23 protein-coding genes and 1 pseudogene are annotated in these 23,789 nt (G+C 65.8%); 7 read left to right on the top strand and 17 right to left on the bottom strand.

Features of this window, described 5'->3' with window-relative positions; genetic code table 11:
• Window positions 1-35: 35 nt before the first annotated feature.
• From GUY37_RS02890 to GUY37_RS02880, 4 genes and pseudogenes are all read right to left on the bottom strand, one after another.
• Window positions 36-1,148 (bottom strand): hypothetical protein, encoded by a 1,113-nt coding sequence (locus tag GUY37_RS02890; protein WP_166821992.1) that lies wholly within the window; start codon window positions 1,146-1,148, stop codon window positions 36-38.
• A 16-nt stretch (window positions 1,149-1,164) separates the two neighbouring features.
• On the bottom strand, window positions 1,165-1,650 hold the full coding sequence (ispF, locus tag GUY37_RS19090; RefSeq protein WP_228278327.1) for a 2-C-methyl-D-erythritol 2,4-cyclodiphosphate synthase: 486 nt from the start codon (window positions 1,648-1,650) through the stop codon (window positions 1,165-1,167).
• A gap of 90 nt (window positions 1,651-1,740) precedes the next feature.
• Window positions 1,741-2,490, bottom strand: a pseudogene (locus GUY37_RS19450) (IspD/TarI family cytidylyltransferase); the annotation flags it as partial.
• Window positions 2,491-2,531: 41 nt separating this feature from the next.
• Window positions 2,532-3,014, bottom strand: a complete 483-nt coding sequence (locus GUY37_RS02880) for a CarD family transcriptional regulator (RefSeq protein WP_025779034.1) — start codon at window positions 3,012-3,014, stop codon at window positions 2,532-2,534.
• A 374-nt stretch (window positions 3,015-3,388) separates the two neighbouring features.
• On the opposite strand from GUY37_RS02880, the gene GUY37_RS02875 reads away from it, so the two are divergent.
• A complete protein-coding gene (locus GUY37_RS02875; RefSeq protein WP_166821989.1) occupies window positions 3,389-3,952 on the top strand; it encodes a hypothetical protein in 564 nt (187 codons plus the stop codon).
• Between the two features lie 142 nt (window positions 3,953-4,094).
• Here the strand turns inward: GUY37_RS02875 and GUY37_RS02870 are convergent, their stop codons facing one another.
• Together GUY37_RS02870 and GUY37_RS02865 are read right to left on the bottom strand one after the other, a co-directional pair.
• Entirely contained in the window at window positions 4,095-4,778 is a 684-nt protein-coding gene (locus tag GUY37_RS02870) for a response regulator transcription factor (protein ID WP_039208435.1), read from the bottom strand.
• Complete coding sequence (locus tag GUY37_RS02865; protein WP_166821986.1) at window positions 4,775-6,133, bottom strand: sensor histidine kinase; 1,359 nt, start codon at window positions 6,131-6,133, stop codon at window positions 4,775-4,777. The genes GUY37_RS02870 and GUY37_RS02865 overlap by 4 nt, the downstream gene beginning before the upstream one ends.
• Window positions 6,134-6,399: 266 nt before the next feature.
• Between GUY37_RS02865 and phoU the strand changes: the two genes are divergently transcribed.
• The gene (gene phoU / locus GUY37_RS02860) at window positions 6,400-7,062 is read left to right on the top strand and encodes a phosphate signaling complex protein PhoU (protein WP_166821983.1); all 663 of its coding nucleotides are present in this window, start codon (window positions 6,400-6,402) and stop codon (window positions 7,060-7,062) included.
• A 134-nt stretch (window positions 7,063-7,196) separates the two neighbouring features.
• Here the strand turns inward: phoU and GUY37_RS02855 are convergent, their stop codons facing one another.
• Window positions 7,197-8,141, bottom strand: coding sequence for an EamA family transporter (locus GUY37_RS02855; protein WP_166821980.1), 945 nt, complete (start codon window positions 8,139-8,141; stop codon window positions 7,197-7,199).
• A gap of 71 nt (window positions 8,142-8,212) precedes the next feature.
• Between GUY37_RS02855 and GUY37_RS02850 the strand changes: the two genes are divergently transcribed.
• Window positions 8,213-9,130, top strand: a complete 918-nt coding sequence (locus GUY37_RS02850; protein WP_166821977.1) for a LysR family transcriptional regulator — start codon at window positions 8,213-8,215, stop codon at window positions 9,128-9,130.
• Between the two features lie 14 nt (window positions 9,131-9,144).
• Here the strand turns inward: GUY37_RS02850 and GUY37_RS02845 are convergent, their stop codons facing one another.
• The gene (locus GUY37_RS02845; RefSeq protein WP_166821974.1) at window positions 9,145-9,888 is read right to left on the bottom strand and encodes a phosphoglyceromutase; all 744 of its coding nucleotides are present in this window, start codon (window positions 9,886-9,888) and stop codon (window positions 9,145-9,147) included.
• A 240-nt stretch (window positions 9,889-10,128) separates the two neighbouring features.
• Between GUY37_RS02845 and GUY37_RS02840 the strand changes: the two genes are divergently transcribed.
• Together GUY37_RS02840 and GUY37_RS02835 are read left to right on the top strand one after the other, a co-directional pair.
• Window positions 10,129-11,172 carry a bile acid:sodium symporter family protein gene (locus GUY37_RS02840; protein WP_228278325.1) on the top strand — a complete coding sequence of 348 codons (1,044 nt, stop codon included), beginning with the start codon at window positions 10,129-10,131 and terminating at the stop codon, window positions 11,170-11,172.
• Entirely contained in the window at window positions 11,169-11,795 is a 627-nt protein-coding gene (locus tag GUY37_RS02835; protein ID WP_166821971.1) for a GNAT family N-acetyltransferase, read from the top strand. The genes GUY37_RS02840 and GUY37_RS02835 overlap by 4 nt, the downstream gene beginning before the upstream one ends.
• A 13-nt stretch (window positions 11,796-11,808) precedes the next feature.
• Here the strand turns inward: GUY37_RS02835 and GUY37_RS02830 are convergent, their stop codons facing one another.
• From GUY37_RS02830 to GUY37_RS02800, 7 genes are all read right to left on the bottom strand, one after another.
• Window positions 11,809-12,189, bottom strand: a complete 381-nt coding sequence (locus GUY37_RS02830) for an iron chaperone (protein WP_166821968.1) — start codon at window positions 12,187-12,189, stop codon at window positions 11,809-11,811.
• On the bottom strand, window positions 12,186-12,878 hold the full coding sequence (locus tag GUY37_RS02825) for a YbjN domain-containing protein (RefSeq protein ID WP_166821965.1): 693 nt from the start codon (window positions 12,876-12,878) through the stop codon (window positions 12,186-12,188). Before GUY37_RS02825 ends, GUY37_RS02830 begins: the two co-directional genes overlap by 4 nt.
• 50 nt (window positions 12,879-12,928) lie before the next feature.
• Window positions 12,929-14,320 carry a glycosyltransferase gene (locus GUY37_RS02820; protein WP_228278324.1) on the bottom strand — a complete coding sequence of 464 codons (1,392 nt, stop codon included), beginning with the start codon at window positions 14,318-14,320 and terminating at the stop codon, window positions 12,929-12,931.
• A 34-nt stretch (window positions 14,321-14,354) separates the two neighbouring features.
• Window positions 14,355-15,164 carry an alpha/beta fold hydrolase gene (locus GUY37_RS02815; protein ID WP_166821962.1) on the bottom strand — a complete coding sequence of 270 codons (810 nt, stop codon included), beginning with the start codon at window positions 15,162-15,164 and terminating at the stop codon, window positions 14,355-14,357.
• A gap of 47 nt (window positions 15,165-15,211) precedes the next feature.
• On the bottom strand, window positions 15,212-15,523 hold the full coding sequence (locus GUY37_RS02810; protein ID WP_166821959.1) for a DUF2516 family protein: 312 nt from the start codon (window positions 15,521-15,523) through the stop codon (window positions 15,212-15,214).
• A gap of 134 nt (window positions 15,524-15,657) precedes the next feature.
• Window positions 15,658-16,092, bottom strand: a complete 435-nt coding sequence (locus tag GUY37_RS02805) for an AzlD domain-containing protein (RefSeq protein WP_166821956.1) — start codon at window positions 16,090-16,092, stop codon at window positions 15,658-15,660.
• On the bottom strand, window positions 16,089-16,919 hold the full coding sequence (locus GUY37_RS02800; protein WP_166821953.1) for an AzlC family ABC transporter permease: 831 nt from the start codon (window positions 16,917-16,919) through the stop codon (window positions 16,089-16,091). Before GUY37_RS02800 ends, GUY37_RS02805 begins: the two co-directional genes overlap by 4 nt.
• Window positions 16,920-16,985: 66 nt before the next feature.
• On the opposite strand from GUY37_RS02800, the gene GUY37_RS02795 reads away from it, so the two are divergent.
• The gene (locus GUY37_RS02795) at window positions 16,986-17,723 is read left to right on the top strand and encodes a helix-turn-helix domain-containing protein (RefSeq protein WP_166821950.1); all 738 of its coding nucleotides are present in this window, start codon (window positions 16,986-16,988) and stop codon (window positions 17,721-17,723) included.
• A gap of 74 nt (window positions 17,724-17,797) precedes the next feature.
• On the opposite strand, the gene GUY37_RS02790 is transcribed toward GUY37_RS02795, so the two are convergent.
• On the bottom strand, window positions 17,798-18,946 hold the full coding sequence (locus GUY37_RS02790) for an FUSC family protein (RefSeq protein WP_152346863.1): 1,149 nt from the start codon (window positions 18,944-18,946) through the stop codon (window positions 17,798-17,800).
• Window positions 18,947-19,031: 85 nt separating this feature from the next.
• On the opposite strand from GUY37_RS02790, the gene pepN reads away from it, so the two are divergent.
• Complete coding sequence (gene pepN, locus GUY37_RS02785; protein WP_166821947.1) at window positions 19,032-22,169, top strand: aminopeptidase N; 3,138 nt, start codon at window positions 19,032-19,034, stop codon at window positions 22,167-22,169.
• A 264-nt stretch (window positions 22,170-22,433) separates the two neighbouring features.
• On the opposite strand, the gene GUY37_RS02780 is transcribed toward pepN, so the two are convergent.
• Window positions 22,434-23,522 (bottom strand): C40 family peptidase, encoded by a 1,089-nt coding sequence (locus GUY37_RS02780; protein WP_166821944.1) that lies wholly within the window; start codon window positions 23,520-23,522, stop codon window positions 22,434-22,436.
• Between the last annotated feature and the right edge of the window lie 267 nt (window positions 23,523-23,789).

Here is a 23,789-nt window from a genome sequence, read left to right as displayed (position 1 = left end):
ACATGATCGCCGAGGCGGGTCCTGACCTCCGCCATTCAGGCGGAGCGGCGCGCGTCCGAGTGTCCAGGGCCGTTCTCGTCCAGCTCGTCCAGCTCGTCCAGTACCGCGATGAGCTCTGGCAGAGCGTGCGCGGAATCTGCGGAGTCGGCCCAGCCCGCGAGCATGTCCCGGGTCTGTCCCACATGCCGGGCGAAGTGTCTGCCCGCATAGCTCGTGACGTCGATCGGCACGATCCGTTCCACGGCGTCGAGCACGACCCGAGCGGCGGGCCCGAACACGGGGATCGGCACCCCGAGCCCGGAGCGCACTGCCTCACCGGCGGCCTTTGCCGGGCGGACCAGATGTGTTTTCAGTGCGGCCCAGTTCCCGTCGCGGATACTCAGCTCGGCGACGAAGGGAATGAACACCGCCGGTGGCAGCAGCACGGCGTCCATCGACACAGCCAGGACGAGCCGACCCAGCCCGCGGGCAAGCGAACGCACCGCGCTCGGTCGACCGGCAACGAGGAATCTCGGTGCGCCGGCCGGTGCCCAGAACCTCACTGCTCGCCCCGGTTCGACTTCCCGAACGGCCGCAGCATCGCGGCCGTCAGCTTCGCGGCCGTCAGCTGTTCGACCGTCAGCTGTTCGACCGTCACCTCCGCGCCCGTCAGCATTGTGGTCGTCAGCTTCGCGTTCACCATCGATCGGCGCACCTGGCTCCAGCCGCTCGGAGAGGAATGCGGGCCCGAACACCACCGCCTCGGTGCCGGGGAATTCTGCACGCGCACGCTCGAGGTCTCCATCGACCTGGCTCGTGGTCGCGATGAACGCGGGAGAGATTTCCCGGATCGCCGAGGCTACCGCGGGGTCGAGATCGCCCGGTCGGGTCGTGAGCACAATGAGATCCCAGCCTCCCGCAGCGGCCGCCTCGGGCCAGTCTGTGACCGTCACCCGCCGAGTCGCGGCCACTCGAGTCACCGACCAGCTGCCGTGCCCGCCCCTCGTCTGATCGGACCCGGTCGGGTCAATGGTGCTCACGCGTCGCGGAAAGGCGGCCCGCCCTTGGGCGCCAGCCGAACGGGAGACGACGGCGACCTCATGAACATCGGTGAAGAGAGCGGCCCCGGCGATGCCGATGGCACCGGCTCCTTGGAAGAGAATTCTCACTGCTGCCTCTCCTGACTCAGTTCGAGTGGATCAGTGCGGTGGCGACAGCGGCGACTCCGTCGCCGCGGCCGGTCAGCCCGAGGCCGTCAGAAGTGGTGCCCGACACCGACACCGGTGCTCCGACGGCGGCCGACAGAGTCTGCTGCGCATCGGTACGGCGGGTGCCGATCTTCGGCCGATTGCCGATCACCTGGACGGAGATGTTGCCGATCTCGAAGCCTGCCTCGCGGACGATGCGGGCCGCCTCGGCGAGGAGGACCGCACCTGGGGCACCGGCGAATTCCGGTCGGTCGACGCCGAAGTGCTCGCCGAGGTCGCCGAGCCCCGCAGCAGAGAACAGTGCATCGCAGCAGGCGTGGGCGGCGACATCGGAGTCAGAATGTCCTTCGAGCCCGGGTTCTCCCGGCCACAGCAGTCCCGCGACCCAGAGTTCGCGTGCGGGATCGGCCGAGAAGGCGTGAACGTCGACGCCGATTCCGGTGTGGGGAATGATCTGATTCATCGCGGCTCCTTCGTCGCGCACCCGAGCGAGCCTCTCGGCGAGGATGAGGTCGAGCGGGTAGGTGATCTTCAGTGCTTCTTCGTCACCGTCGACAGCGACGATGTCGATGCCGAGTCGCTCGACCAGGCCCGCATCGTCCGTCGGTGCAGCACTGCCCACTTCCTCAGCACCTCCGTTCGCAAACTGCTCATAGGCTTGCAGAAGCACCTCGGCGCGGAACCCCTGAGGCGTTTGGACCCGTCGCAGCTCGGCCCGGTCGAGATCGCCGCGCACCACTGCACGCGCGCAGGAGCCCTCAACCGCAGCCGCATCTGGATGGTTTGGTCGATCCGCGGTGATCTCAGCGCCGGAATCACCGCGGATCGACCAGACAATTCCTTCAGAAGCGCCATCAGCGGCCTTGCCTGCCCCTGCGCTCGGATCCGCTCCAACGGCCCCGTGCGGAACGACACGCCTTACGGTATCGATCATCGGCAGGACCGGGACGACAGCCTCGGCGCCGGAGTGCAGCGCGGCGACCACTCGTGTGAAGACATCGGGCGGGGTCAGACACCTCGCCGCATCATGGACGAGGACGAATTCCGCATCACCGCTATGTTTCAAGGCTGTTTGCACTGAGGAAATGCGATCTCTTCCACCTGCTACGGCTGTAATTGAAATTTCGCATTTCGTCTTTGCCGTCACACGGGCGATTTCTTCTCGTGCGCGCAAAAGCAACTCCTCGGGAGCGGCCACCACGATTGCGGAGGCGACTCCCGAGGAGATGATCGTCTCGAGGCTGCGGGCCAGAAGACTCCGTCCTGCCACACGGACGAAAGCCTTCGGCTCACTGCAGCCCAGACGCGATCCCGACCCGGCGGCCGGGATGATGACACAGATGCTCAGGATGCGAGCACTTCGTCCAGCAGGGCTTCTGCCTCGGACTCTTCCTTCTTCTCGGCCAGGGCGAGTTCGGAGACGAGGATCTGACGAGCCTTCGAGAGCATGCGCTTCTCGCCGGTCGACAGACCGCGGTCCTGCTCGCGACGCCAGAGATCGCGGACGACCTCGGCGACCTTGATGACGTCACCGGACTGCAGCTTCTCAACGTTGGCCTTGTACCGGCGTGACCAGTTCGCGGGCTCTTCGACGAATTCGGCACGCAGGACGTTGAAGACCTTCTCGACGCCCTCTTCGCCGACGACATCTCGCACACCGACCAGATCGCAGTTCTCTGCCGGGACTTCGATCACGAGATCGCCATGGGCGACCTGGAGCTTGAGATACAGCTTCTCCTCACCTTTGATGGCACGTTTCTTGATTTCTTGGATTGTCGCTGCACCGTGATGTGGATAGACAACAGTGTCGCCGACCTGGAAACTCATATTCTCTTCAAACCCCTTTCGCGGAATACCAGTTTACCATGAGGCTCGCCACAGAAATCGTTCAGGGTAACGAATCTTCATGCTAGGCTCCGCCTCCCGCGGTCGCCGGAACCGCTGCCCCGCACACCGGGACCGGCCCTGCCGCCGCCTCTGCCAGCGATAACATCCGTGAGAGGGAGCATCGGCACCACGACCGGAAGAGAACCTCGACCGATTGCGACGCAGACCGGACTTCGCTCGCTCTTCACCGGAACTTCAGCCGCGACGCGCCCGAGCGTCCCAGAAGTCTGTCCGCACCGACCACCCGGTTCTACAGCAGGTCAAAAACCGGGTAGTATACAGACTGATCTTGTATTGCCACTTCAAGGAGCATAATGAAACGGCACAACCGCGCGGCTCTCGCCGTTGCCGCACTCGCTCTCGTTATCCCCGTCAGCGGATGTGCAAGCCTGCTGTCTCCCCATCAGACCGCCGAATACCACTACAACGGCGGCGATGGAGCTTCGGGTTCCGTCGGTGACGTCGAAGTCCGTGGGCTCATGCTCATCACGGACCAGGAAGCCTCGGGCCCGGCTCAGCTGTTCTTCACCCTCATCAACAAGGGTGACTCCACCGCCGAGGTGTCCATCGAGGTCAGCGGCACCACGGTGAGCGAATCGATCAAGGCCGGCGACACCTTCGTCCAGGACCCGATGAGCCCCGAGACCTCGTCCAAGGAAGTCGTCACCGTCGACAGCCTTAAGGCCGATCCCGGCGACCTCGTCGATATCACGATCAAGAACGGCAGCGACGAGAAGGTCTTCGAGACTCAGCTGCTCACCGATGCCCTGCCGTACTACGAAGAGTACGTGCCGTCGGAGTCGCCTTCCGAGTCGCCGTCGGACATGCCCAGCGAGGATGCCGGTTCCGCAGAGGGAACCGCGGCAGCCAACGGCTGAACAGGCCTCCTCAAGCGCACGTACTCAATCCCGCGCGAGAGCACAGAAGGAGCCGCTCACAACATGTGAGCGGCTCCTTCTGCATTCAGCGTCGGCTGCTGCCTTCACCGCCGGCCGATGCGTTCGCTGCCGGCCGGCGGCATCATGCCTCGAACTTGTACCCGAGTCCGCGCACTGTGGTGAGCAGGCGCGGTTCCGAGGGGTTCTCCTCGATCTTCGCACGCAGGCGTTTGACGTGGACGTCGAGCGTCTTCGTATCGCCCACATAGTCCTCACCCCAGATCCGGTCGATGAGCTGACCGCGAGTCATCACGCGTCCGGAGTTGCGCACGAGGATCTCGAGCAGCTCGAACTCCTTGAGCGGCATGGACTGCTCTTCACCACGCACGGACACCACATGGCGTTCGACGTCGATGCGCACTCCCCCGGCCTCGAGCACGGACTCGTCCTCGAATTCCTCGGTCTCGACATTGCGTCGCAGCACCGCCCGCACGCGAGCCAGCAGCTCACGTGAGGAGTACGGCTTCGTCACATAGTCATCGGCCCCGAGCTCGAGCCCCACGACCTTGTCGATCTCCGAATCCTTGGCCGTGAGCATGATGATCGGCACATTGGATTTCGCCCGCAGTTCGCGGCACACCTCGGTTCCGGAGGCACCGGGCAGCATGAGGTCGAGGAGAACCAGATCGGCGCCGGTGCGGTCGAACTCCGCCAGAGCCTTGAGCCCGTCATCGGCGACCGTCACCTCGTACCCTTCCTTACCGAGCAGGTACGACAGCGGGTCCGAGAACGAATCTTCGTCCTCGACAAGCAGAATACGAGTCACGTTGTGAGCTTCCTTTGTTCGCTTTCTTCGGTCAGATCCTTGGTCGAGTCGGCGGTCGCCCCGCCGTCTCCATTATCACCGGCGGACTCGTCATCGTCGCCGGCGGGGCCGTCGACGTCGGACGCGGCAGCTCCGTGCCCGTCGTCGTCCGCCGAGGCGGTTCCGGTCGGATCCGCGGAGTGCTCGATGAGCACCCCGGCCGGGGCCGAATCGGTGGCGGAGGCGTCGGCCGCGGTTCCGGCCAGTGGGAGCACGACGGTGAACGTCGATCCCTTGTTCAGCTGACTCCACACCCGCACCTCGCCGCCGTGGGTGGCGACGATGTGCTTGACGATGCTCAGGCCCAGCCCGGTGCCTCCGGTGATCCGGGAACGAGCCGGATCCACTCGGTAGAAGCGTTCGAAGACGCGCTCGGTGTCCTGAGCGGTCATGCCGATGCCCTGGTCGGTCACGGTGATCTCGATGCGCTCGTCGACGAGGTCGACTCCGACTCCGACGCGGGTGCCCTCCGGCGAGTAGTTCACGGCATTGTCGATGAGGTTGCGCACCGCGTTGACGAGCAGTTCGTAGTTGCCCTCGATGAGCAGGTCGCTCGGCGGGGAGACCTCGATGTGGATGTTCTTGCCTTCCGCCCCGGTCCGGGCACGGTCAGCGGCATCGTCGACCACCTCGGCGACGGAGATCTTCTCGGTCGTGGCGGGAGCGGCGTGGTCCTGGACCCGGGAGAGGTCGATGATCTCCTGCACCAGCTGGGTCAGCCTCTTCGACTCCCGCTGCATCCGCCCGCCGAAGCGTTCGACGGCGGCCGGGTCGTCGGCGAAGTCGGTGACCGCCTCGGCGAGCAGGGCCATCGCCCCGATCGGCGTCTTGAGCTCATGGGAGACATTGGCGACGAAGTCGCGACGGACGGCGTCGACGCGTTTGGATTCGGTCTGATCGTCGCAGAGGACGAGGACGAAGGAGGTGCCCAAGGGGGCGACGCGAGCGTGGAGGTAGCGGAGCACGGAGTCGGAGTTCTCACGTGTCTGTTCGAGGTCGATCTCTTCGATGAGACCGCGGGCGCGGACGCGGCCGACCACCCGCAGCATCTCGGGAGACGCCAGCGAATGCCCCCTGACCAGGCCGAAGGTGTACGCGGCCGGGGAGGCTTTGACGACGTCGTCACCGGCGTCGATGACGATCGCGGCCGAGGGCAGGACGGCCAGGACTTCGGCGATGCCTTCGGGCAGGTCGTCCTCGGAATGCAGATCGGCAGCATCGCGGGAGCGTTCGCTGAATCGGAACGCAAGAATTCCCGCTATACCCAGGCCCAGGCCGACGACGCCGGTCAGGACCGCCACTACTAAGAGATCCACAGCCTCAAGCTTAGGCGTTGTCCATCGTCGCGGTGCACCGAATTCACTTCTGCTGGCTGTATTTGCCGAGGAATTCACCTTCTCGTCTGGAGCCGTTCACTCGATCATGCGATGCTGACGTCTGTGTGCCTGCGTTCCCCGTCGTTCCTGCCCTCCGCTTTCCCCCGCCGAGGGCGCGGACCGGAAGCGCCGGCACCCCTCCGACACCACGCACCGCCGACAGTCACCTCCGATTGTCACGATCAAGAGTTAGGGAACCGCAGTTCATGCGCGAAGTCTTCAGAAACGAATTGGACGATCTGGCCACCCAGCTGGTCGGCATGTCCACCAAGGTCCTCGAGGCCATCAGCCTGGCCAATCAGTCGCTGCATTCGAATGATCTCGAGCTGGCCGAGCAGGTCATCGAGGCCGACTCCGTCATCGACAATATGCAGTTCACCCTCGATCAGCAGGCCGCTGAGATGCTCGCCCTGCAGGCTCCGGTGGCCGCGGATCTGCGCGCTGTCATCGGTTCGCTGCGGATGTCGTCCTCGCTCGAGCGGATGGGCGACCTCGCCCGTCACATCGCTCAGCAGGTGCGCATCCGCTATCCGGAGTCCGCGATCCCCGATGTCTTCGGACCGACGTTCGCGCGGATGGGTGAATCCGGTGAGAAGATCGCCGAGGCGACGCAGCGTCTGCTCTCGAATCCCGGCCTGTCCGATGTGCCCACGATCAACGCCATCGACGAGGAGCTCGACGAGCTCCACCTGAGCGTGTTCGCGAAGCTCGCCGAGGTTCCGGCCGATTTGCTGGCTCCCCGTCATATCGCCGATGTCACCCTGCTCTCCCGCTACTACGAGCGCTTCGGTGACCATGCGGTGTCGGTGTCGCAGAAGGTCGAATACCTGCTCACCGGAAACTGGGAACCCTACCTGTCGAAGAAGTGAGACCCCAGCACGAATCGGCAGACACCCAGCGAAGCGCCCCGGCACAGCAGGTGCCGGGGCGCTTCGTGCGTCTCGGTCCCGGCAGCCGGAGGCCGCCTGGACCTCAGCCGCCCGGACCTCAGCCAGGCTGAACCTCAGCTGGATGCCGAGACCTCCTCCGGCGTCTGTCTCACGACGACCCTTCGGCGCCTCAGTGACCCGTTCCTGATGCCGCGTGCCAGGGTCTTGAACACTCCCGTCGTCACGGCGACTCCGACGAGCAACAGGACTCCGCCGATGAGTTCGGCGATGCTCGGCCGGTCTCCGAGCACGATCCAGGCGGAGATCACTCCGACCGGTGGGACGAGCAGCGAGAACGGCGCCACCTGGGAGGCCGGGAAGCGGGCGAGCAGCGAGTTCCAGATGACATAGCCGACCAGCGAGGCCAGCCCGGCGGTGTAGACGACCGAGGCGACGACTCCCCAGGTCGGGTGAGTGAGAGCGTGGACCACCTCGGCGGGCCCGTCGATGAGCGTCGACAGTGCGACCATCGGAATCGGGACGACGAGAGCCGACCACACGGTCATCTGCACGCCGTTCGTCCCGGGTTTGACGCCGCGGGCGATGACGTTGCCCGTCGCCCAGGACAGGGCGGCGCCGACGGCGACGAGGAACGCGACGATCGGCACGGAGGCCTGCAGACTCAGACCGATGACGGCCAGGCCGACGAGCCCGATGAGGATGCCGATGATCTGGCGGCGACTCGGGATCTCGTGCAGCACGAGGGCCGCGACGATGACGGTGAACGCGGCTTGGATCTGGATGACGATCGAGGTCAGGCCGGCGGGCAGTCCGAGTGCCATGGAGGTGTAGAGAAGGCCGAATTGGCCGGCCGACATGAAGGTGCCGATGAGGAGGATGCGGCCGAAGGAGCCGCGGGGAAAGCGGACGAAGAAGATCGCGGGCACCACGACGAAGGTGAAGCGAGCGGCGACGAGGAGCAGCGGCGGCCAGTCGCGCAGACCGAAGTCGATGAAGATGAAGTTGACGCCCCAGAGAACGACGACGAGGAGAGCGAGCATGTAGTGGACCGGGCGCATGGCTCCAGCATTCCAGTTGCGTCGTCAAATTTCCATTGAAAGTCTATCCATTGTTTCATTAAGATAATTTGATGATCGATACTGTTGCGCTCCGCACCCTCGTCGCCCTCGATTCGCTCGGTTCGGTCACGGCGACGGCCGAGTCCCTGGGGTACACGCCGGCGGCCGTGAGCCATCAGCTCCAGAAGCTCTCGCGCTACCTCGGTGCGCCGGTGACCGAGCGCACGGGCCGCGGCATTGCGCTGACTCCGATGGGGCGGGAGCTCAGTCGGCGCGGGGCCGGCCTGCTGGAGGAGCTGGAGAGTCTTGAGACCGCGGCCCGCGCCCAATCGGGTGAGCCGCGGGGACGGATCACGGTCGGCGGGTTCTCAACGGGGATCCGCGGACTGCTCGTGCCCGCGCTGCCGCGGTTGGCCGCCTCGGCGCCGGAATTGACGGTGTCGAACTTCGAGGAGGAGCCGGATGAGCTCATCGAAATGGTCTCGGCCGGCAGAATCGACGCCTCGCTCATCTTCGGCTGGGATTCGTCCTCACTGCACCTGCCTGCGACTCTGATCTCGGAGCGGATCGCTGTGGATCGGGCCGATATCGTCATGCATCGCGACCATCGTCTGGCCGCCAGCGCCGAGGTGCCCCGCAGCGATCTGCTCGGTGAGATGTTCGTTTCGGCTCCACGCAATGCCGTGTGCCATCGGTGGCTGACGGCGCTGTTCGAGGAGCTGCACAGCAAGCCGAGAATCGACTACTGGGCCATCGAATACGACACGCAGATCGAGTTCGTCCGTTCCGTCGGGGCGTTGGCGCTGGTGCCGCGGCTGGGCAGGCCGCACCTGCCGGCCGATGTCGTGGCGGTGCCGCTGGACGATCCGAGCATTGCCCGCACGATCTCGCTGGTGTGGCGGAAGTCGATGTCTGCCTCCCCCGCGATCGCCTTTCTGCTCGAGGAGATGAAGGCGATCGCCGGGAAGGCCGACACGATCAGCGCATGAGTCCGGACCGAGGCTCAGCGTCCCTGGTTGGCGACCTGCCCGATGGCTGCTGCAGCCGCCTCGGGGTCGAGGTAGGTTCCGCCGGGGGTGACCGGGGTGAATTCCTCGGTGAGTTCGTAGTGCAGCGGGATGCCGGTGGGGATGTTCAGTCCCGTGATGTCGGCGTCGGAGATCCCGTCGAGGTGCTTGACCAGTGCGCGCAGCGAGTTGCCGTGGGCGGCCACGAGCACGGTCTTGCCGACGGTGAGTTCAGGCACGAGGGTGTCGTACCAGTAGGGCAGGAGGCGGTCGATGACGTCGGCGAGGCATTCGGTGCGGGGCATCGAGTCACCGAGGTTGGCGTAGCGGGCTTCACCGGCCTGTGAGAATTCCGAGCTGTCGGCCAGGGCCGGCGGCGGAGTGTCGAAGGAGCGGCGCCAGATCATGAACTGCTCTTCGCCGAACTCGTCGCGGATCTCCTTCTTGTTCTTGCCCTGCAGGGCGCCGTAGTGACGTTCGTTGAGGCGCCAGCTGCGGTGGACGTCGAGCCAGGACAGGTCGGCGGCTTCGAGCGCGATGTTCGCGGTGAGGATCGCGCGCTTGAGTCGCGAGGTGTAGACGACATCGGGGATGAGGCTCTGCTCGCGCAGGAGCTCACCGGCGCGTTCGCCTTCGGCACGGCCCTTGTCGGTCAGGGTCACGTCGACCCATCCGGTGAACAGATTCTTCTGGTTCCATTCGCTCTCGCCGTGGCGCAGCAGGATGAGGTTATACGTCATGGCTCCATTTTGGCACGATCGCTCAGATGGGTTCGCCGCCGACCGTCGTCGAGGTGGTCCATGCACACACAACGCACGGTCGATACCCAAGGCACGGTCCATGCACAAGGCGCTGTCGATGCACCGCCGCTGCGGCGGGCTTGGGCCGGGGCTGCGACGGGCTCGCGCCGGGTCTATGGCCCAGTCTCACGATCCGGCTATGTGTCTCGAATGACAAAATGGTCGGCGTAGCCTGGACGCATGTCACACACGCCAGCACACCAGGCTTCCGGGGGCAATGCCGCTCCTGCGGCCGACCGCAGTTCGATCATCGCCGTCACGGCTCTGCCGGTCCTCGTCGTCATCGCCGGAGTGCTCGGGTTCCTGCTGCCCGACGCCTTCACTCCTCTGGCGCCGTCGATCACATGGGCGCTCGGTGTGGTCATGTTCTTCATGGGCCTGACGCTGACCCTGCCGGACTTCGCTCGCATCGCGAAACGGCCGTGGATCGCGGTGCTCGGCGTCGTCACTCAGTTCGTGGCGATGCCGCTGCTCGGCCTCCTCGTCGTGACCGTCTACTCGCTTCCGCCCGAGATCGCTGTCGGCGTCATCCTCGTCGGCTGCGCTCCCGGCGGCACCGCGTCGAACGTCGTGACCTATCTGTCGAAGGGCGATACGGCATTGTCGGTGTCGATCACGACTCTGTCGACGCTGTGCGCTCCCGTGCTCACCCCGCTGCTGACTCTGTGGTTGGCCGGTTCGTACATGGATGTGCCGTTCTGGTCGATGTTCGTCTCGATCTGCCAGACAGTGCTCGTGCCGGTCATCGTCGGTGTCATCGTCCGCGTGTTCGCGTCGAAGCTCATCGACAGGATCTCGCCGGTGCTGCCGTGGCTGGCCTCGATCGCCATCGCCTATATCGTCGCGATCGTCGTCGCCGGTTCGGCCGATTCGATCGCCACCGCCGGCGTGCTCGTGCTGCTGGCGGTCGTCACGCACAACCTGCTCGGGCTCGGCGTCGGCTATGGTGTGGCCGCGGCCTGCCGCCTCGACACTCCGACGCGTCGCGCCCTGTCCTTCGAGGTCGGGCTTCAGAACTCCGGACTGGCATCGACCTTGGCCACCACGTACTTCTCGCCGCTGGCGGCACTGCCCGGAGCGGTCTTCAGCGTGTGGCACAACGTCTCCGGCGCCCTGTTGGCCTCGATCTTCGCCCGCCGCCCGTACGGCAAGCCGCCGGTCGATGCGTCCGACCGTGAGCCTGCAGTCGCCGATGCGTCATCCGGTGGGGCCACGAGCCGATGACCGCCGAGGAGTCCGCGGGCCGAGGCTTCGACGGATTCGCCCCGGAGACCGTGGAGCTGGCTGGTCGGACGTTCATCATCCGCCGCGCCGGCGAGTCCGATGTCTCCGCCCTCGTCGCACTGCTGCGTGATGACGTCCTCGGCGCCACCCGCGAGAAAGGCGCTGAGATCGTCGGCCGTGCGGGCGGGGCCGCAGCCGGTTCCGCACCCGCCGCCGGCGACACTGCAACCACCGACGCCGAGGAGGCGGACCCTTATGCCCGCGCCTTCGCACTCATCGCCGCCGATCCCAATCAGCTCCTCGTCGCCGTCGCCGAAGTCGCGAACCAGAATCAGACCGACGATGCTTCGACCGTCGTCGGGACCCTGCAGCTGAGCCTGCTTCCCAGCCTGTCTCGCCGCGGCACGCTCCGGCTGCAGATCGAAGCGGTGCGAATCGGTGCCGCGGCCCAGGGCATCGGACTCGGCACAGCGGTCTTCGAGTGGGCTCACGAATGCGGACGTCGCTTCGGCGCCGGACTCGCTCAGCTCACAACCGACAGATCACGCACCGACGCACGGCGTTTCTATGCCCGACTCGGCTATGTCGCCAGCCATGAGGGAATGAAGCTCCCGCTGACCTGAACCTGGTTCGGCTTCACATCCACTTCACTCCGTCAACGACGAATTCGCGGATCCGATGGGCGATCATCGCGGTCAGCAGCTCGACCGGAATCTCTTCGTCATAGGGCAGCTTGATCGAGCCCTTTCCGGTGTCGAAGTCCTGCAGATGGTCGGCGAAGGCTTCTTTGGTGCTGGGGGTGAAGACGAAGTTCGCGTGCTTCTTGTACCCGGCGAACACGAACAGGATCGAGCCGAGAGCGTAGGCGGGACTGCCCCATTTGAGGCTCTCCTCGGCCTGCGGGGCCGCGGCAAGACTGAGTTCGCGCAGCTTCGCAAGGAAGAGGCGGTGCCGCTCGTCGTCGAATGATGCAATGTACCCATCGACAGTCGTCGGCTTGGACGTCTCCGCACTCATCGGCGCGGGCCTCGGCGCTGATCGTCGGCGGAGGCATCCGAAGCGCCCTGACCGGGCGCCTCACTCACCTGCTCAAGTCTCGCGCCTGATTGCCCGGGCGCCCGACTCGCCTGCCCAGCCGACTCACTCTCCCGATCGGCCGACACCGCCGGAGGTTCGGCGTCGGCCTCGCCGAAGGTGCCGAGGAATTCGTTGTCGTCTCCGCTGAGCACCTTCTCGAAGGCGGCGAGGTTGCGCGTCGACTCGCCTCGACCGACCCGCCAGGCCCATTCCTTCTTCATCCCGGTGAGGAATCCGATGAGGAGGAGTTCGTTGAACGACGAATCCGCCGCGGCGAGCATCGCCCCGAGCAGTCCGTCGAGCTCATCGAGCAGATATTCACGCGGCACGCTAGCCCGCAGATAGACATCGCCGAGGCTGTCGACCGCGAATGCCACCGGCCCGGGCTTGAGATTCTTCTGCAGCAGCCACCGATTGAATTCGGCCGAGTTCTCATCGGGATGACGGATGACGAACGCCTGCAGGTGAGCGGTGCGAGCGAAGACGCTGACCGCGACATTCGTCTTGAGCTTCTTCTCCCCCGGCAGAGTCACGACGATCTCCGAGTCCTCGATCGAGTCGACTGGAACGTCGTTGTCCTCGGCCCAGGCGCGCACTCCGGCCAGGATCGTCTCGGTGTCGGTGCTCATGCTCTCACGCCTTTCGCTCGGCTCTCATGCTCACCGCCGACTCTAGCGTCTCAGCACGCTCCGAGCGCTTCCGACTCCCGTGCTGAGGCACCGGAGATGTCCGGCAGTGCGTCGAGGGCGGCCGCGACGGTCCGGCCCCAATCGAAGCGTTCGGCACGGTCGACGGCGTGGCCGGCGAGTTCGGCCAGCAGATCCGTGTCATTGAGCAGGGTTTCGATCGCCGTCGCCCAGTGATGCGGGTTGTGGTCGGCGATGAGCAGTCCCGAATGTCCGTGTTCGACGATCTCGGGCAGTCCCCCCACCGCCGAGGCGATCGCCGGCAGACCTGAGGACGCCGCTTCGGCGGCGACGAGTCCGAAGGATTCGCTGCGGGAGGGCACGATGAGCACGTCCGCGGCGCGGTAGTAGTCGACGAGGATGTGGGAGGGGACGGGCGGGCGGACCTCGACGCTGGGTTCGTTCGCGATCGCAGCGGTCAGTTCCCGCAGATACGTCGAAGAGGGTGGGAACGCTCCGCCGGCCCCGTCAACAGCGACCCCCGAGGCCGCACCGAGGAGGATTCCGCGAGTGCGAGAAGCCAGGTGCGGGTTGCGTTCCCGCAATTCGGCCAGGGCATCGACGGCGACGTCCGTGCCTTTGATGAACTGCATCCGCCCGACGTAGAGGACGATCGCCTCGTCCTCGGCAAATCCCAGACGTGCGCGTGCCGCCGACTGCGAATCCGGTGTGTAGAGCGAGTGGTCGACACCGGGTCGGGCGACGACGACCGAGTCGGGGTCGGTGTGGAGTTCGGTGATGAGGTCGCGGCGTTCGGCGGGGGTGGCCGCGACGAGCAGGTCCGCCTCGGCGGCGATGCGCTCTTCGGCGTCGAGTCGTTGGGGTCGTTCGTGGCTGGTCTCCGAATCACGGTTCTTGACGGCGCCGATCGTGTGCATGCTCACCGCAATCGGTGCACGGACCGGCCGCTCGTCTCCGATCACCGGGCCGGTGGAGCCGGCGCCGATGGCGAGGGTCGTTTCGCGGGCGCGCAGGGCCGCCTCGGCGGAGATCCAATAGTGGGTCCAGATGAAATCGGCAACGCGGAAGTCGGGATGGTCGTTGAGCATTTCGGCGAGCGCGTCGATCGCATCGGCGAGCTCATCCTTCGTCGTCGCACCGACCGGCAGATGGTGGAGGGTGATGGAATCGGTGATCTGCAGCTTCGCACCCGCGCCTGCGTCGGCGTCGGGGTCGGGGTCGGCGCTCGATCCGTCGGCGCCCCCACCTTCGCTGCCTCCCATGCCGTCGGGGCCGCCCGGGTCGGCGGTGAACACGTCGACCCGGTGTCCGGCCGCGGCGAGCGCGCGCACGGACTGGTCGACGTAGACGTTCATTCCTCCGGCGTCGCCCTGGCCGGGCTGGGCGGCGGGCGAGGTGTGGAGGGAGAGGACAGAGATGCGCACGGAGACAGTCTAGCCAACGACCTCGGTCACGTGCCTAGCCGAAGAACTCACCGAGGATGCGCCGAACGACGTGTCGTCCGCGCCACAGGATCGATCCGGCGGGAAGCACCTCGAGGCGGGAGCTCGGAATCGCACGGTGGATGCCCTCGGCGACGGCGACAGGATGCGCCGGGTCGTCTTCGTGGGTGAGCACGAGGACGTCGCCGGGGAAGGAGCGCAGATTCTCGGCGGCCTCGGCGGTGTCCGCGACGGCGATTTCGAGGGCGAGTCCGAGTCCGTCGGACATGTCGGTGCGGACGAGGTTCTCGGCTTTCGCCTTCGTCCACGCCTGCGCGGGCAGCATCTGGGCCACCTCGGCGGGTTCGCGGGAGAGCATGAGCCCGACGATTCCGTCGATGTCCTCATTCGCGACCAGACCCTGCAGTCGATCCAGGTAGGAGCGGTTGGCGACGGCCACCTCGGCGGGGAATCCGGTGAAGGAGGCGGGGAGGACGAGGGCGACCTTGTCGAGGCCGCGAGTCACGGGGTGGGCGATGCTCAGCAGGTGGAGGAGTCCGCCTGCGGACATCGAGACGCCCAGTGCCCGGCTCGCCGAGGTGGCGGCAACGGCGTCGGCGAGCACCTCGGCGATGTGCGGGTAGGTCCATCCGGGGCCGGGTGAGGGGCGGCCGCCGTGGCCAGGCAGATGGAGAAAGTGGCGGGTGCCGGTGATGCCGGTGCCGAAGGGGCGGGTGTCGCGGATCGCGCCGGCGAATCCGTGGCCGAAGAGGGTGTGCGGTTCACCGGTTCCGAACGTGGCGATGAAGCCGGATTCGGGACCCGGCAGGTTGAGGTCTGTGCTCATGCGTTGGGTGTGCTCATGCGGGGAGGGTGCTCGAACGGTCCGGCGCGTCAGCGGTTGCGGTAGCGGGGGTCGACGGCACGGATCTTCGGGCGTACGTCGGTGAGGTAGACGATGCCCGCGACGAGGGCGATGATGTTGAGGAAGATCATGCTCATGCCCATCGGAGGCAGGGCGATGAGGGCGAGCGCGAGTCCGACGCCGAGGAGGATGACCCAGAACTTCTTGCTCTGTTTGTCCACGGCGCGGTAGTTCTCGTCCTTGAAGCGGAGGCAGTCGATGAACGCCCAGAGCTGGACGATGAATGCGGCCACCGTCAGGGCAAGAAAGACGAGACGCTGAAAGCCCGCAATGTATTCCATGGTCCCAGCCTAGCAATCTCGTGCTTTCGGGGCAGTTCCGGGCCGCAGATCCTCGGCAATTGCCCACCCGCGTCCCACGGCTTTCTCAGTGCGCGGGAGCTGTCCCGAATTCGGGGACGGACGCTCCCATCGGCTCAGAGGACCCCTGTCGTGCGGATGAGTGCGCACACGGCCATGCCGATGACCACGGCGAGCAGCATCGGCACGCGCAGGATCGCGGCGAGCACGCCCGCCCCGACCCCGAGGAGGCGTGCCGGGTCGGCGATGTCCTTCCCGTCGAAGATCGCGGTCGTCGCGAAGACGGCGCCGATGAGCACGACCGTGGCCCGGTCCATCCACATCGTCACACGCTCGGTCGAGTCGGCAGGTGCGGTGGATTCGCCGGGGTCTCCTCCGACGCCGACTGCGCGGTTCTCCTCGTGTCCGTCCACCCCCGCCGAGGCGGTCGACGGGATGCGTCGACGCCCCTTCGTCGCGATGGCGGCTCCGACTTTCACCCCGGCGAAGCGCATGAGATAGGTTCCGAGGCTCAGCCCCGCCAGTGCGATGAGGAAGCTGAGGGCGCTCATCGGTGTCCTTCCCCTGGAGTCGTGGATTGCGAGTGTTCGTCTGCGGCAACGCTGCCGGCACCGGCTCTGTCTGCGTCAGCAGTGTCTGCGAATGCACCAGCACCACCGGAGCGGCGACGGATGAATGAGCGCACACCCCATCCGGCTGCGACGAAGACGAAGACGGACAGCGAGGTCACTGCCCCCAATCCGAGCGGCAGCAGCGGAGTCAGGCCCACGGCGACGAGGATGCCGATGACGGTCAGCGAGAGCGTGACTCGATTCTTCAGATCCCCGCGGATGAGGCAGAAGAGGATGATCGGGAAGGCCGCATCGAGACCGAGCAGGTCCGCGTTGATGACATTGCCCAGCCACTGTCCGACCATGGCACCGCCGGGCCACATGATCGCGATCGCGGCTCCCATGAGCAGGAACGCGTGCCACTTCGCGCGGTCGTTGTGCCCGATGCGCGAGATCGCGGTGGATTCATCGTTGATCCAGTGGGAGGCGATGAGTGCTCGCCAGTCCTGCGGGAAGAAGGGGCCGACGGCAACGCCGAAGGCGAAGTTCCGGGAGTTGACGAGGAGTCCTGCGAGCACGGCGAGGATCGGGGCACCGCCGGCGGCGATGACGCCGACGAAGGTGAATTCGGCGGCGCCGCCGAGGGCGAACATCGCCAGCAGCAGCGTCTGCCACCAGGCGAAGCCGGAGACCGCGGAGATCGCCCCGTACGAGAGCGCGACTGCGATGATCGTGATGGTGACGATGGCGACCGCACGATACGTCGAACCGGGGAGAACCCGTTCGGCTCGAGGCTTCCGCTCATCCGTGCGAAATAATGAACCCATGTTCTATACAGTGCACTCTCGGCGATCGTTCGTCAACCCGAACAGTCTACCCGCTATAGTGAACTCATGACTTCTCGAAGCAACGTTGATTCGCTGAACGACTCACAGGGCGGTTCCGACCCCGATTCGCCTGCCGAGGCAGTCGACGGGCAAGCCGGCGATGAGGCCGGCTCGTCCGCTTCCGGTGCATCCGGTTCCAGCGCTTCCGGTTCCGGCCACTCCACTTCCGGTTCCGGCCACTCTGCCTCCGGCACTGCGCTCTCGCCGAGTCAGCAGATCGCGGCGGCGCTGAAGCGCGAACGACTGCGGGCCGGGCTGACTTTGTCGGAGGTCGCTCGGCGGGCCGGCATCGGCAAGTCGACGATGTCCGGGCTCGAAACCGGCAGCGGCAATCCGAGCCTGGAGACGATGTGGGCGCTGGCCGCCGCCCTCGACATCCCTCTCGCTCGCCTGCTCGACCCTCCCCCGCACGAGGTGGCGCTGCAGCACGTCGGCGATATGCCGAGCCTGCCCTCGACGACGGCGAACTATGTGGCCACCCTGATCTCGCCGTCGCCGACGAATGCTCGACGAGACGTCTACTTCATTCAGGCCGAACCCGGCGAACCGCGAGAGTCGCAGCCGCACCCTCAGGGCACGATCGAACATGTCATCCTCGGCCGCGGGGCCGCACGCATCGAGGTGCTCGGGAAGTCCTACGACCTGAGTGTCGGCGACTACCTCACCCACCCGGGCGATCAGCCTCATCGCTTCACGGCTCTGGCACCGGGCACGAACGCCGTCTTCGTCGTCGAAAGCAGCTGACTGCCTCGGTCCCTGCCTGTTCGACGCCCGACCCGTTCGACGTCCGGCTCTCAATTCGACAACGGTTTCGACGGCTATTCGACGCTCGGCCCGTCGTCGTCATCGGCGTTCTCGGCCAGCGGCGGAAGCCTCGACTGGGCTTCCTCACGCGTGAGCCCAGCGGCCTGCAGCAAGTCGACGGCGACTGTCCGCAGGAGCAGGACCATCGACTCGTCGTGGATATCCCAATCGGACTTCGCCCGCGGATCCAGCGCGCCCGCCGCCTCGGACAGGTCCGCCTCGGCGAGGGAGCGATCGGTACCACGGCGCAAGGCGATCTCGAGCTTCTTCGCCCCGTCAGCCAAGGACCCGACGTAATCGGCGATGACGGGTTTGTCGACGCCGAGCTCGGTGACGCCCACGACGCGGCGGGCGATCACCCGCATGGTGCGCATCGCCCGGTCGGAGAAGGTATGGGCGCGGGAGAGCCGGGTCACCTCGGCGGCATGCCGGCGGGCACGCGCATTGATCTTCGCGGCTTCCCGGGAGATCCGCAGCGATGAGCCCCAGGAGTCGATGATGTCCTGGGTTTCACGAGCACGTTCGAGGGCGCGGCCGGCCATCGTCACATCGGCATCGCGCAGGGCCCGTTTCATCATCCTGAGGACGGCGTCGACCTCTTCGAGCATGTCCGCGGCCAGGCGCCGCGGAACCTTTCGTGCGTCGCGCGGGATCAGCAGGGCCAGCAGAATCGCGCACACGGATCCGGTCAGAGCGTCGAGGGTGCGCGGAAACGGCTGAGTGGTGGCGGTGGCAGGGACCACGACGACGTAGACGGATTGGACGGCGATCTGGGTGATGAAGATGCCGCCGGAGTTGAGGATCGTGCCGATGGTCAGACCGATGATCAGGGTCAGGGCGAGCTGCCAGATGCCGGTGCCGTAGAGGTTGACGAGTATCTCGCCCACGAGCACCCCGAACGTCGCCCCGATGCCGATTTCGAGGGCACGGCGCAGGCGACGGTCGACGACGGGGCCGATGCCGACGGCAGAGGCGACCGCGGCGAGGAACGGATATGGGTGGTCGAGCACGTAGACGCAGAAGGCGTAGGCGGCGGTCGCGGCGATGGGGATCTGGATCAGCTGACCAGAGTTCACCCACACCCGCTTGAGCCCCAGACGCAAGCGGTGGGCGACGACGTTGAACCCCCGCCGAGGCAGTTCGCTGACCCGAGTCTCCGCCATCAGTCCCCTCTGCCGTTCGCTGGTGCTGTACTCAGAGTACCGGAAATGTGGCATGCTAAAGTCTGTGCGCCGAGGAGGCTATTTGATGACAACGAATCTCACACGGAACGAAGCGCAGAGCCGGACACAGCTGCTCGAGGTCGATGCCTACACGGTTCATATCGATGTCAGCAACGCCGAGACCGATGACGACACCTACTATTCGCGCACTGTCGTCGACTTCACCGCTCGTTTCGCCGATTCGACATTCATCGACCTCATCGCCGATTCCGTCTCCTCCGTGCAGGTCAATGGTCAGTCCCTCTCCCCCGCCGAGGTGTTCGACGGTGCCCGCGTCACATTCCCTGTCCGCGCCGGCCGCAATTCCCTGACGATCGAAGCGCGGGCCCGCTATTCGACCTCCGGCGAGGGACTGCACCGATTCACCGACCCCGCTGACGGCAGGGTCTACCTCTATACGCAGTACGAACCCACCGATGCCAGGCGAGTGTTCGCGAACTTCGACCAGCCCGACCTCAAAGCCGAGTTCGTCTTCACGGTCACAGCACCCGCACATTTCCAGGTCCTGTCGAACCGGTCCGCGACGAGGACGGAACCGGCCGATGGCTCGGCAGGGGCCGCCTCGGCGGGATCCAACGCAGCGACGTCGACAGGATCCGAAGCAGCGGGATCCGAATCACCGGCGGCGATCACCCACTACTTCGAACCGACGCTCAAGCAGTCGAGCTACATCACCTGCATCACCGCCGGCCCCTACGAAGGAGCGACGGACGAGTGGACGGATCCGCGCACCGGGCAGACCGTGCAGCTGGGTGCGTGGACGCGCGCGAGTCTCGTCGAACACCTCGATGCGGACGATATCTTCGGCGTCACGAAGGCCGGCCTCGACTTCTTCACCAGCGAATTCGACTACCCCTACCCATGGGGCAAGTACGATCAGATCTTCGTGCCGGAGTACAACCTCGGCGCGATGGAGAACCCCGGCCTGGTCACGTTCACGGACACGCTGATCTTCCGCGACAAGGTCACGGACGCGAACTACGAGTCACGCGCCAACGTCATCCTGCACGAGATGGCGCACATGTGGTTCGGCGATCTCGTCACGATGAAGTGGTGGGACGACCTGTGGCTCAAGGAGTCTTTCGCCGACTTCATGGGTGGGCTGGCCCTCGCCGAGGCGACCCGGTTCAGCGATGGCTGGGTGACCTTCGCGCTGCGTCGCAAGGCGTGGGCGTACACACAGGACCTGTACCCGACGACGCATCCGATCGTCGCCGACATCCCCGATGTCGAGGCCGCGAAGCTCAATTTCGACGGCATCACGTACGCCAAGGGCGCGTCCGTGCTCAAGCAGCTCGTCGCATTCGTCGGCCGGGAGGCGTTCTTCGCCGGATCGCGGCTGTACTTCAAACGGTTCGAGTACGGCAACACCGAGCTCGCGGATTTCCTCGAATGCCTCGCCGAGGCGGCTCCCGACCGGGACATCGCGAACTGGGCGGCCGCGTGGCTGGGGACGTCCGGAGTCTCGGAGCTGTCCCTGCAGCTCACTACCTCGGATGGTTCGGCTGAGTCCTCGGTCGGTTCCTCCGCGGGGTCGACCGAGTCCTCCGCCGGGTCGGCCGAGTCCTCGGCGGGGTCGGCTGGGTCCTCCGCCGGGTCGGCCGGTGTCTCGAACGAGGGGACTTCGACCGCTTCCGACGTCGCCGCGCAGAGCGCAGGCGCCGGGAGGCTCGTGGCTTCGAGCTCGGGAGCGAGGCTGCGCAGCCCGGATGCCGTCGACGACAGTTTCGACGGGACAACCGAAGCCGAGCACGAGGCCGGGACCGGGGAGGACCGCAGCGTTCAGGCGCCTCGGCGACGGTCCGGGGCGGAGAAGGTCACGGGTGCCACGATCACTCAGGCCGATTCGGCCGAGGGCACGGCCCTGTTGCGGCCGCATACGATCGAGATCGCCACGCTCGGGCGGTCGGGGCGGGCAATCGTCCCGCTCGATTCCTTCCGTTTCGAGTTCTCGACCGAGTCGGCGGAGGTCGAGCAGCTGATCGGTCGCAGTGCCGGCGTGATCACTCTGCTCAACTACAACGATCTGGACTATGCTCGGGTGCGCCTCGATCCGGAGTCGATGGAGGCGGCGATCACCTCGGCGTCGCGGATCACGGACCCGCTGTCGCGGGCGCTGGTGTGGTCGGCCTTGGACAACGCCGTGCGCGATGGGCTCATGCCGGTGCAGAAGTACCTCACCGCTTATGCCCGCAGCCTGGGCAAGGAGAGCCACGCCGGGATCATGGCGGGGCTCAGCCAGACCGCCCTGACCTGCATCGATCAGTGGGTGGCGGACCGGAATTTCGATGCCGCGATCACGGGGCTGCTGGGAGCTGCGCTGGATGCGTTGGCCGCGGCGAGAGCCGGCTCCGATGCGCAGCTGCACCTGGCCAATCTGGTGTTGGCGCTGACGTCGCGGACGGCACGATGGGCGGCCGGCAGTTCTGCGGTGGCCATGGGGCGTGGATTCGCCAGCCAGATCCTGACGGTGCCGGTCGGCGAGGAGATCGACCGGATGTATCCCGACGCTCCCGGGCAGTCGGGGCAGACTGGTCGGTCCGGGCAAGCGGGACAGTCGGGGCAGGCAGCGAAGGCTTCCGGCAGCGCTCGCGCGAGTCGAGGTGCCGAGCATTCGACTGCGTCGCTGCCCTTCCGCGGTCTCATCATTGATCATGCGCTGCGGTGGAACGCGCTGACCGCGCTCGTGAGCCTCGGATGGGCGGATCAGACGGATATCGCGCGGGAGAATCATTCTGATCCCAGCTCTTCGGGTCGGCTCCATGCCGAGACGGCCAGTGCCGCGCTGCCTCTGCCGATCGTCAAGATCCGTGCGTGGGAGGCCATCCGCGAGGCGGGCGCGCTGAGCAATGATGTGCTGTCGGCGATCATCGCCGGGTTCATCGCGCCGAGTGCGCTGCCGCTCATCGAGGAGTATGTCGATGAGTACTTCGACGGTCTGCTCGGATTCTGGACGGACAATTCCATTGAGATCGCCCGCCGCCTGGTTCTCGGTCTCTATCCGCGGTGGTCCGTCGACGAGGAGGCGGTGGTCGAGAAGACCGACGCCTGGTTGGCGGCCAACATCGATGCGCCCGCGGCTCTGCGTCGGTTGGTCATCGAACGTCGCGACGACCTGGCCCGCGCCATCTTCCTGAAGTCGACGCAGAGTTCGCGTCACTGACCAGCACCGCCTCGGCGAGTGGGCCCTGGTGAAACCCGGGCAATGGTCAGAGTGCGTGTACACGTCAGACCTTCTGCCGAGCAGCCAATAGGGCACGACGGGGTTGAACATACTGATGGCCGGGCCCTGAGTTGGGCACCGGCCATCAGTGTGTCGGTTGGTCGTCGTTTCGACCGAGTCCGACCAGTCCCTCGACTGTCTCGGTCGGAGTCGGACCGATCGACCGCCTCGGAGCAGAACCGGGTCGGTCCGACTCGATCCAGGTCAGAGGATCCGACGGGCTCCGGAGAATTCGTTTCCGGTGTCCCACTTCTTCCAGTCGGTGACGTAGACATCCTTCGACGCGTTGGGCGAGTGGATCATTTTGCCGTCGCCGACGTACATGCCGACATGGTGGACCGTTCCCGAGCTGGTCGAGAAGAACAGCAGGTCTCCGGGCTTGAGGTTCGACGAGGAGACGGCCTTGCCCGCCTTCGCCTGTTCGCCCGAGTCGCGGGGCAGGTCGATGCCATGGGCCCTGTAGATGGAGTAGGTGAATCCGGAGCAGTCGAATCCGTAGGCGGAGACTCCGGCCCACAGGTAGCGCAGGCCTTCGAACTGCTTCGCGGTCTTCACGAGGTCTTTGCCGCTGGGCTTCTCGGGCTTGTCGCCGACGTCGTAGACATCCAAGTCGTCGATGTCGATCCAGGCGGCGCCGCCTCCGGGGAGAGCCACGCGGACGTCGTCGACGTCCTGGGCGATGAGGGGCAGGTCGACGTTGAAGCTGACGTCAGCACCGGTGTCCTTGGTGAATTCGATGCCTTCGAGTTCGCTCTTGGGCTTCGTGACTACGGCGCGGGGCTGGTCTTCGCGGAGTTTTCCGAACCGGTCGTTTTCGACAAGCTGCTTCTTCGGCAGCCAGCCCGGGTAGCCCTTCTTGTCCTTCGGGGTCTTCTGGTCGGTGACGGCGACCTTGGCCCAGCCGCCCTTGATGTCGAGCACGAAGACTTCCGAACCGTAGGTTGCCTGGGTCTCGGTTTTGCCTGTCAGACCTCGGCGCACGTCGGTGGATTCGAGGTTCTTGTTCCACTTCTTGAGGTCGACGGGGTGCTGGAGCGCAGGCTTGTCGACCTTGCGCGGAGCCTTCGGGTCGGTCCACAGCGTCGCTACGGTGACATCGACGTAGGCGGTTTCGCCCTTTTCGATCTTGCCGTCGGTGATTCGTTCGAGTTCTTGGCCGGGGACGACATCAGCGGAGATGCCGGACGTTCTTGCGGCGTCGGTCGAGGACAGATTGCTCGACAGTGCGGGAGCACCGGCGCCGAAAACCAGTCCGACCCCAAGTGCTGCCGAAACAGCAATTTTGGTACGCATTATTTCTCTTTCGGTCTGCGGGCGGCAGGCCCGCGTGGGGGAAGTCTCCGAAGGTGCGCGAGCGCATTCGGCGTACAGTCTTCGTTACTGGCTCGACCGCTCCGAAAGGAGCGGCCCGCCGGAAACGAGGTTCTGAACGGTGTCGATTCTACTGGCTGTCACGCGACTGTCAGCATTCATGACACTGTGACAGGATAGCGCGGACTGGCCGTGGATTGAAGCCCACTTGCTCGAATCGATGCTGAGCTGAGACTCGAGCAGCAGCGT

It is taken from the genome of Brevibacterium limosum (genome assembly GCF_011617705.1).
GTDB classification, from domain to species: domain Bacteria; phylum Actinomycetota; class Actinomycetes; order Actinomycetales; family Brevibacteriaceae; genus Brevibacterium; species Brevibacterium limosum.
This window is presented reverse-complemented; position numbering and strand designations above follow the sequence as displayed.

Bases quoted from the DNA above. Each gene is read 5' to 3' on its own strand.
- GUY37_RS02855 (WP_166821980.1), bottom strand. From the start codon at position 8,141: ATGCGCCCGGTCCACTACATGCTCGCTCTCCTCGTCGTCGTTCTCTGG.
- GUY37_RS02880 (WP_025779034.1), bottom strand. From the start codon at position 3,014: ATGAGTTTCCAGGTCGGCGACACTGTTGTCTATCCACATCACGGTGCA.
- GUY37_RS02815 (WP_166821962.1), bottom strand. From the start codon at position 15,164: ATGAGCACAGACCTCAACCTGCCGGGTCCCGAATCCGGCTTCATCGCC.
- GUY37_RS02825 (WP_166821965.1), bottom strand. From the start codon at position 12,878: ATGAGCACCGACACCGAGACGATCCTGGCCGGAGTGCGCGCCTGGGCC.
- phoU (WP_166821983.1), top strand. From the start codon at position 6,400: ATGCGCGAAGTCTTCAGAAACGAATTGGACGATCTGGCCACCCAGCTG.
- GUY37_RS02800 (WP_166821953.1), bottom strand. From the start codon at position 16,919: ATGGGTTCATTATTTCGCACGGATGAGCGGAAGCCTCGAGCCGAACGG.
- GUY37_RS02845 (WP_166821974.1), bottom strand. From the start codon at position 9,888: ATGACGTATAACCTCATCCTGCTGCGCCACGGCGAGAGCGAATGGAAC.
- GUY37_RS02795 (WP_166821950.1), top strand. From the start codon at position 16,986: ATGACTTCTCGAAGCAACGTTGATTCGCTGAACGACTCACAGGGCGGT.
- GUY37_RS02830 (WP_166821968.1), bottom strand. From the start codon at position 12,189: ATGAGTGCGGAGACGTCCAAGCCGACGACTGTCGATGGGTACATTGCA.
- pepN (WP_166821947.1), top strand. From the start codon at position 19,032: ATGACAACGAATCTCACACGGAACGAAGCGCAGAGCCGGACACAGCTG.
- GUY37_RS02790 (WP_152346863.1), bottom strand. From the start codon at position 18,946: ATGGCGGAGACTCGGGTCAGCGAACTGCCTCGGCGGGGGTTCAACGTC.
- GUY37_RS02780 (WP_166821944.1), bottom strand. From the start codon at position 23,522: ATGCGTACCAAAATTGCTGTTTCGGCAGCACTTGGGGTCGGACTGGTT.
- GUY37_RS02835 (WP_166821971.1), top strand. From the start codon at position 11,169: ATGACCGCCGAGGAGTCCGCGGGCCGAGGCTTCGACGGATTCGCCCCG.
- ispF (WP_228278327.1), bottom strand. From the start codon at position 1,650: ATGAATCAGATCATTCCCCACACCGGAATCGGCGTCGACGTTCACGCC.
- GUY37_RS02805 (WP_166821956.1), bottom strand. From the start codon at position 16,092: ATGAGCGCCCTCAGCTTCCTCATCGCACTGGCGGGGCTGAGCCTCGGA.
- GUY37_RS02875 (WP_166821989.1), top strand. From the start codon at position 3,389: ATGAAACGGCACAACCGCGCGGCTCTCGCCGTTGCCGCACTCGCTCTC.
- GUY37_RS02850 (WP_166821977.1), top strand. From the start codon at position 8,213: ATGATCGATACTGTTGCGCTCCGCACCCTCGTCGCCCTCGATTCGCTC.
- GUY37_RS02840 (WP_228278325.1), top strand. From the start codon at position 10,129: ATGTCACACACGCCAGCACACCAGGCTTCCGGGGGCAATGCCGCTCCT.
- GUY37_RS02810 (WP_166821959.1), bottom strand. From the start codon at position 15,523: ATGGAATACATTGCGGGCTTTCAGCGTCTCGTCTTTCTTGCCCTGACG.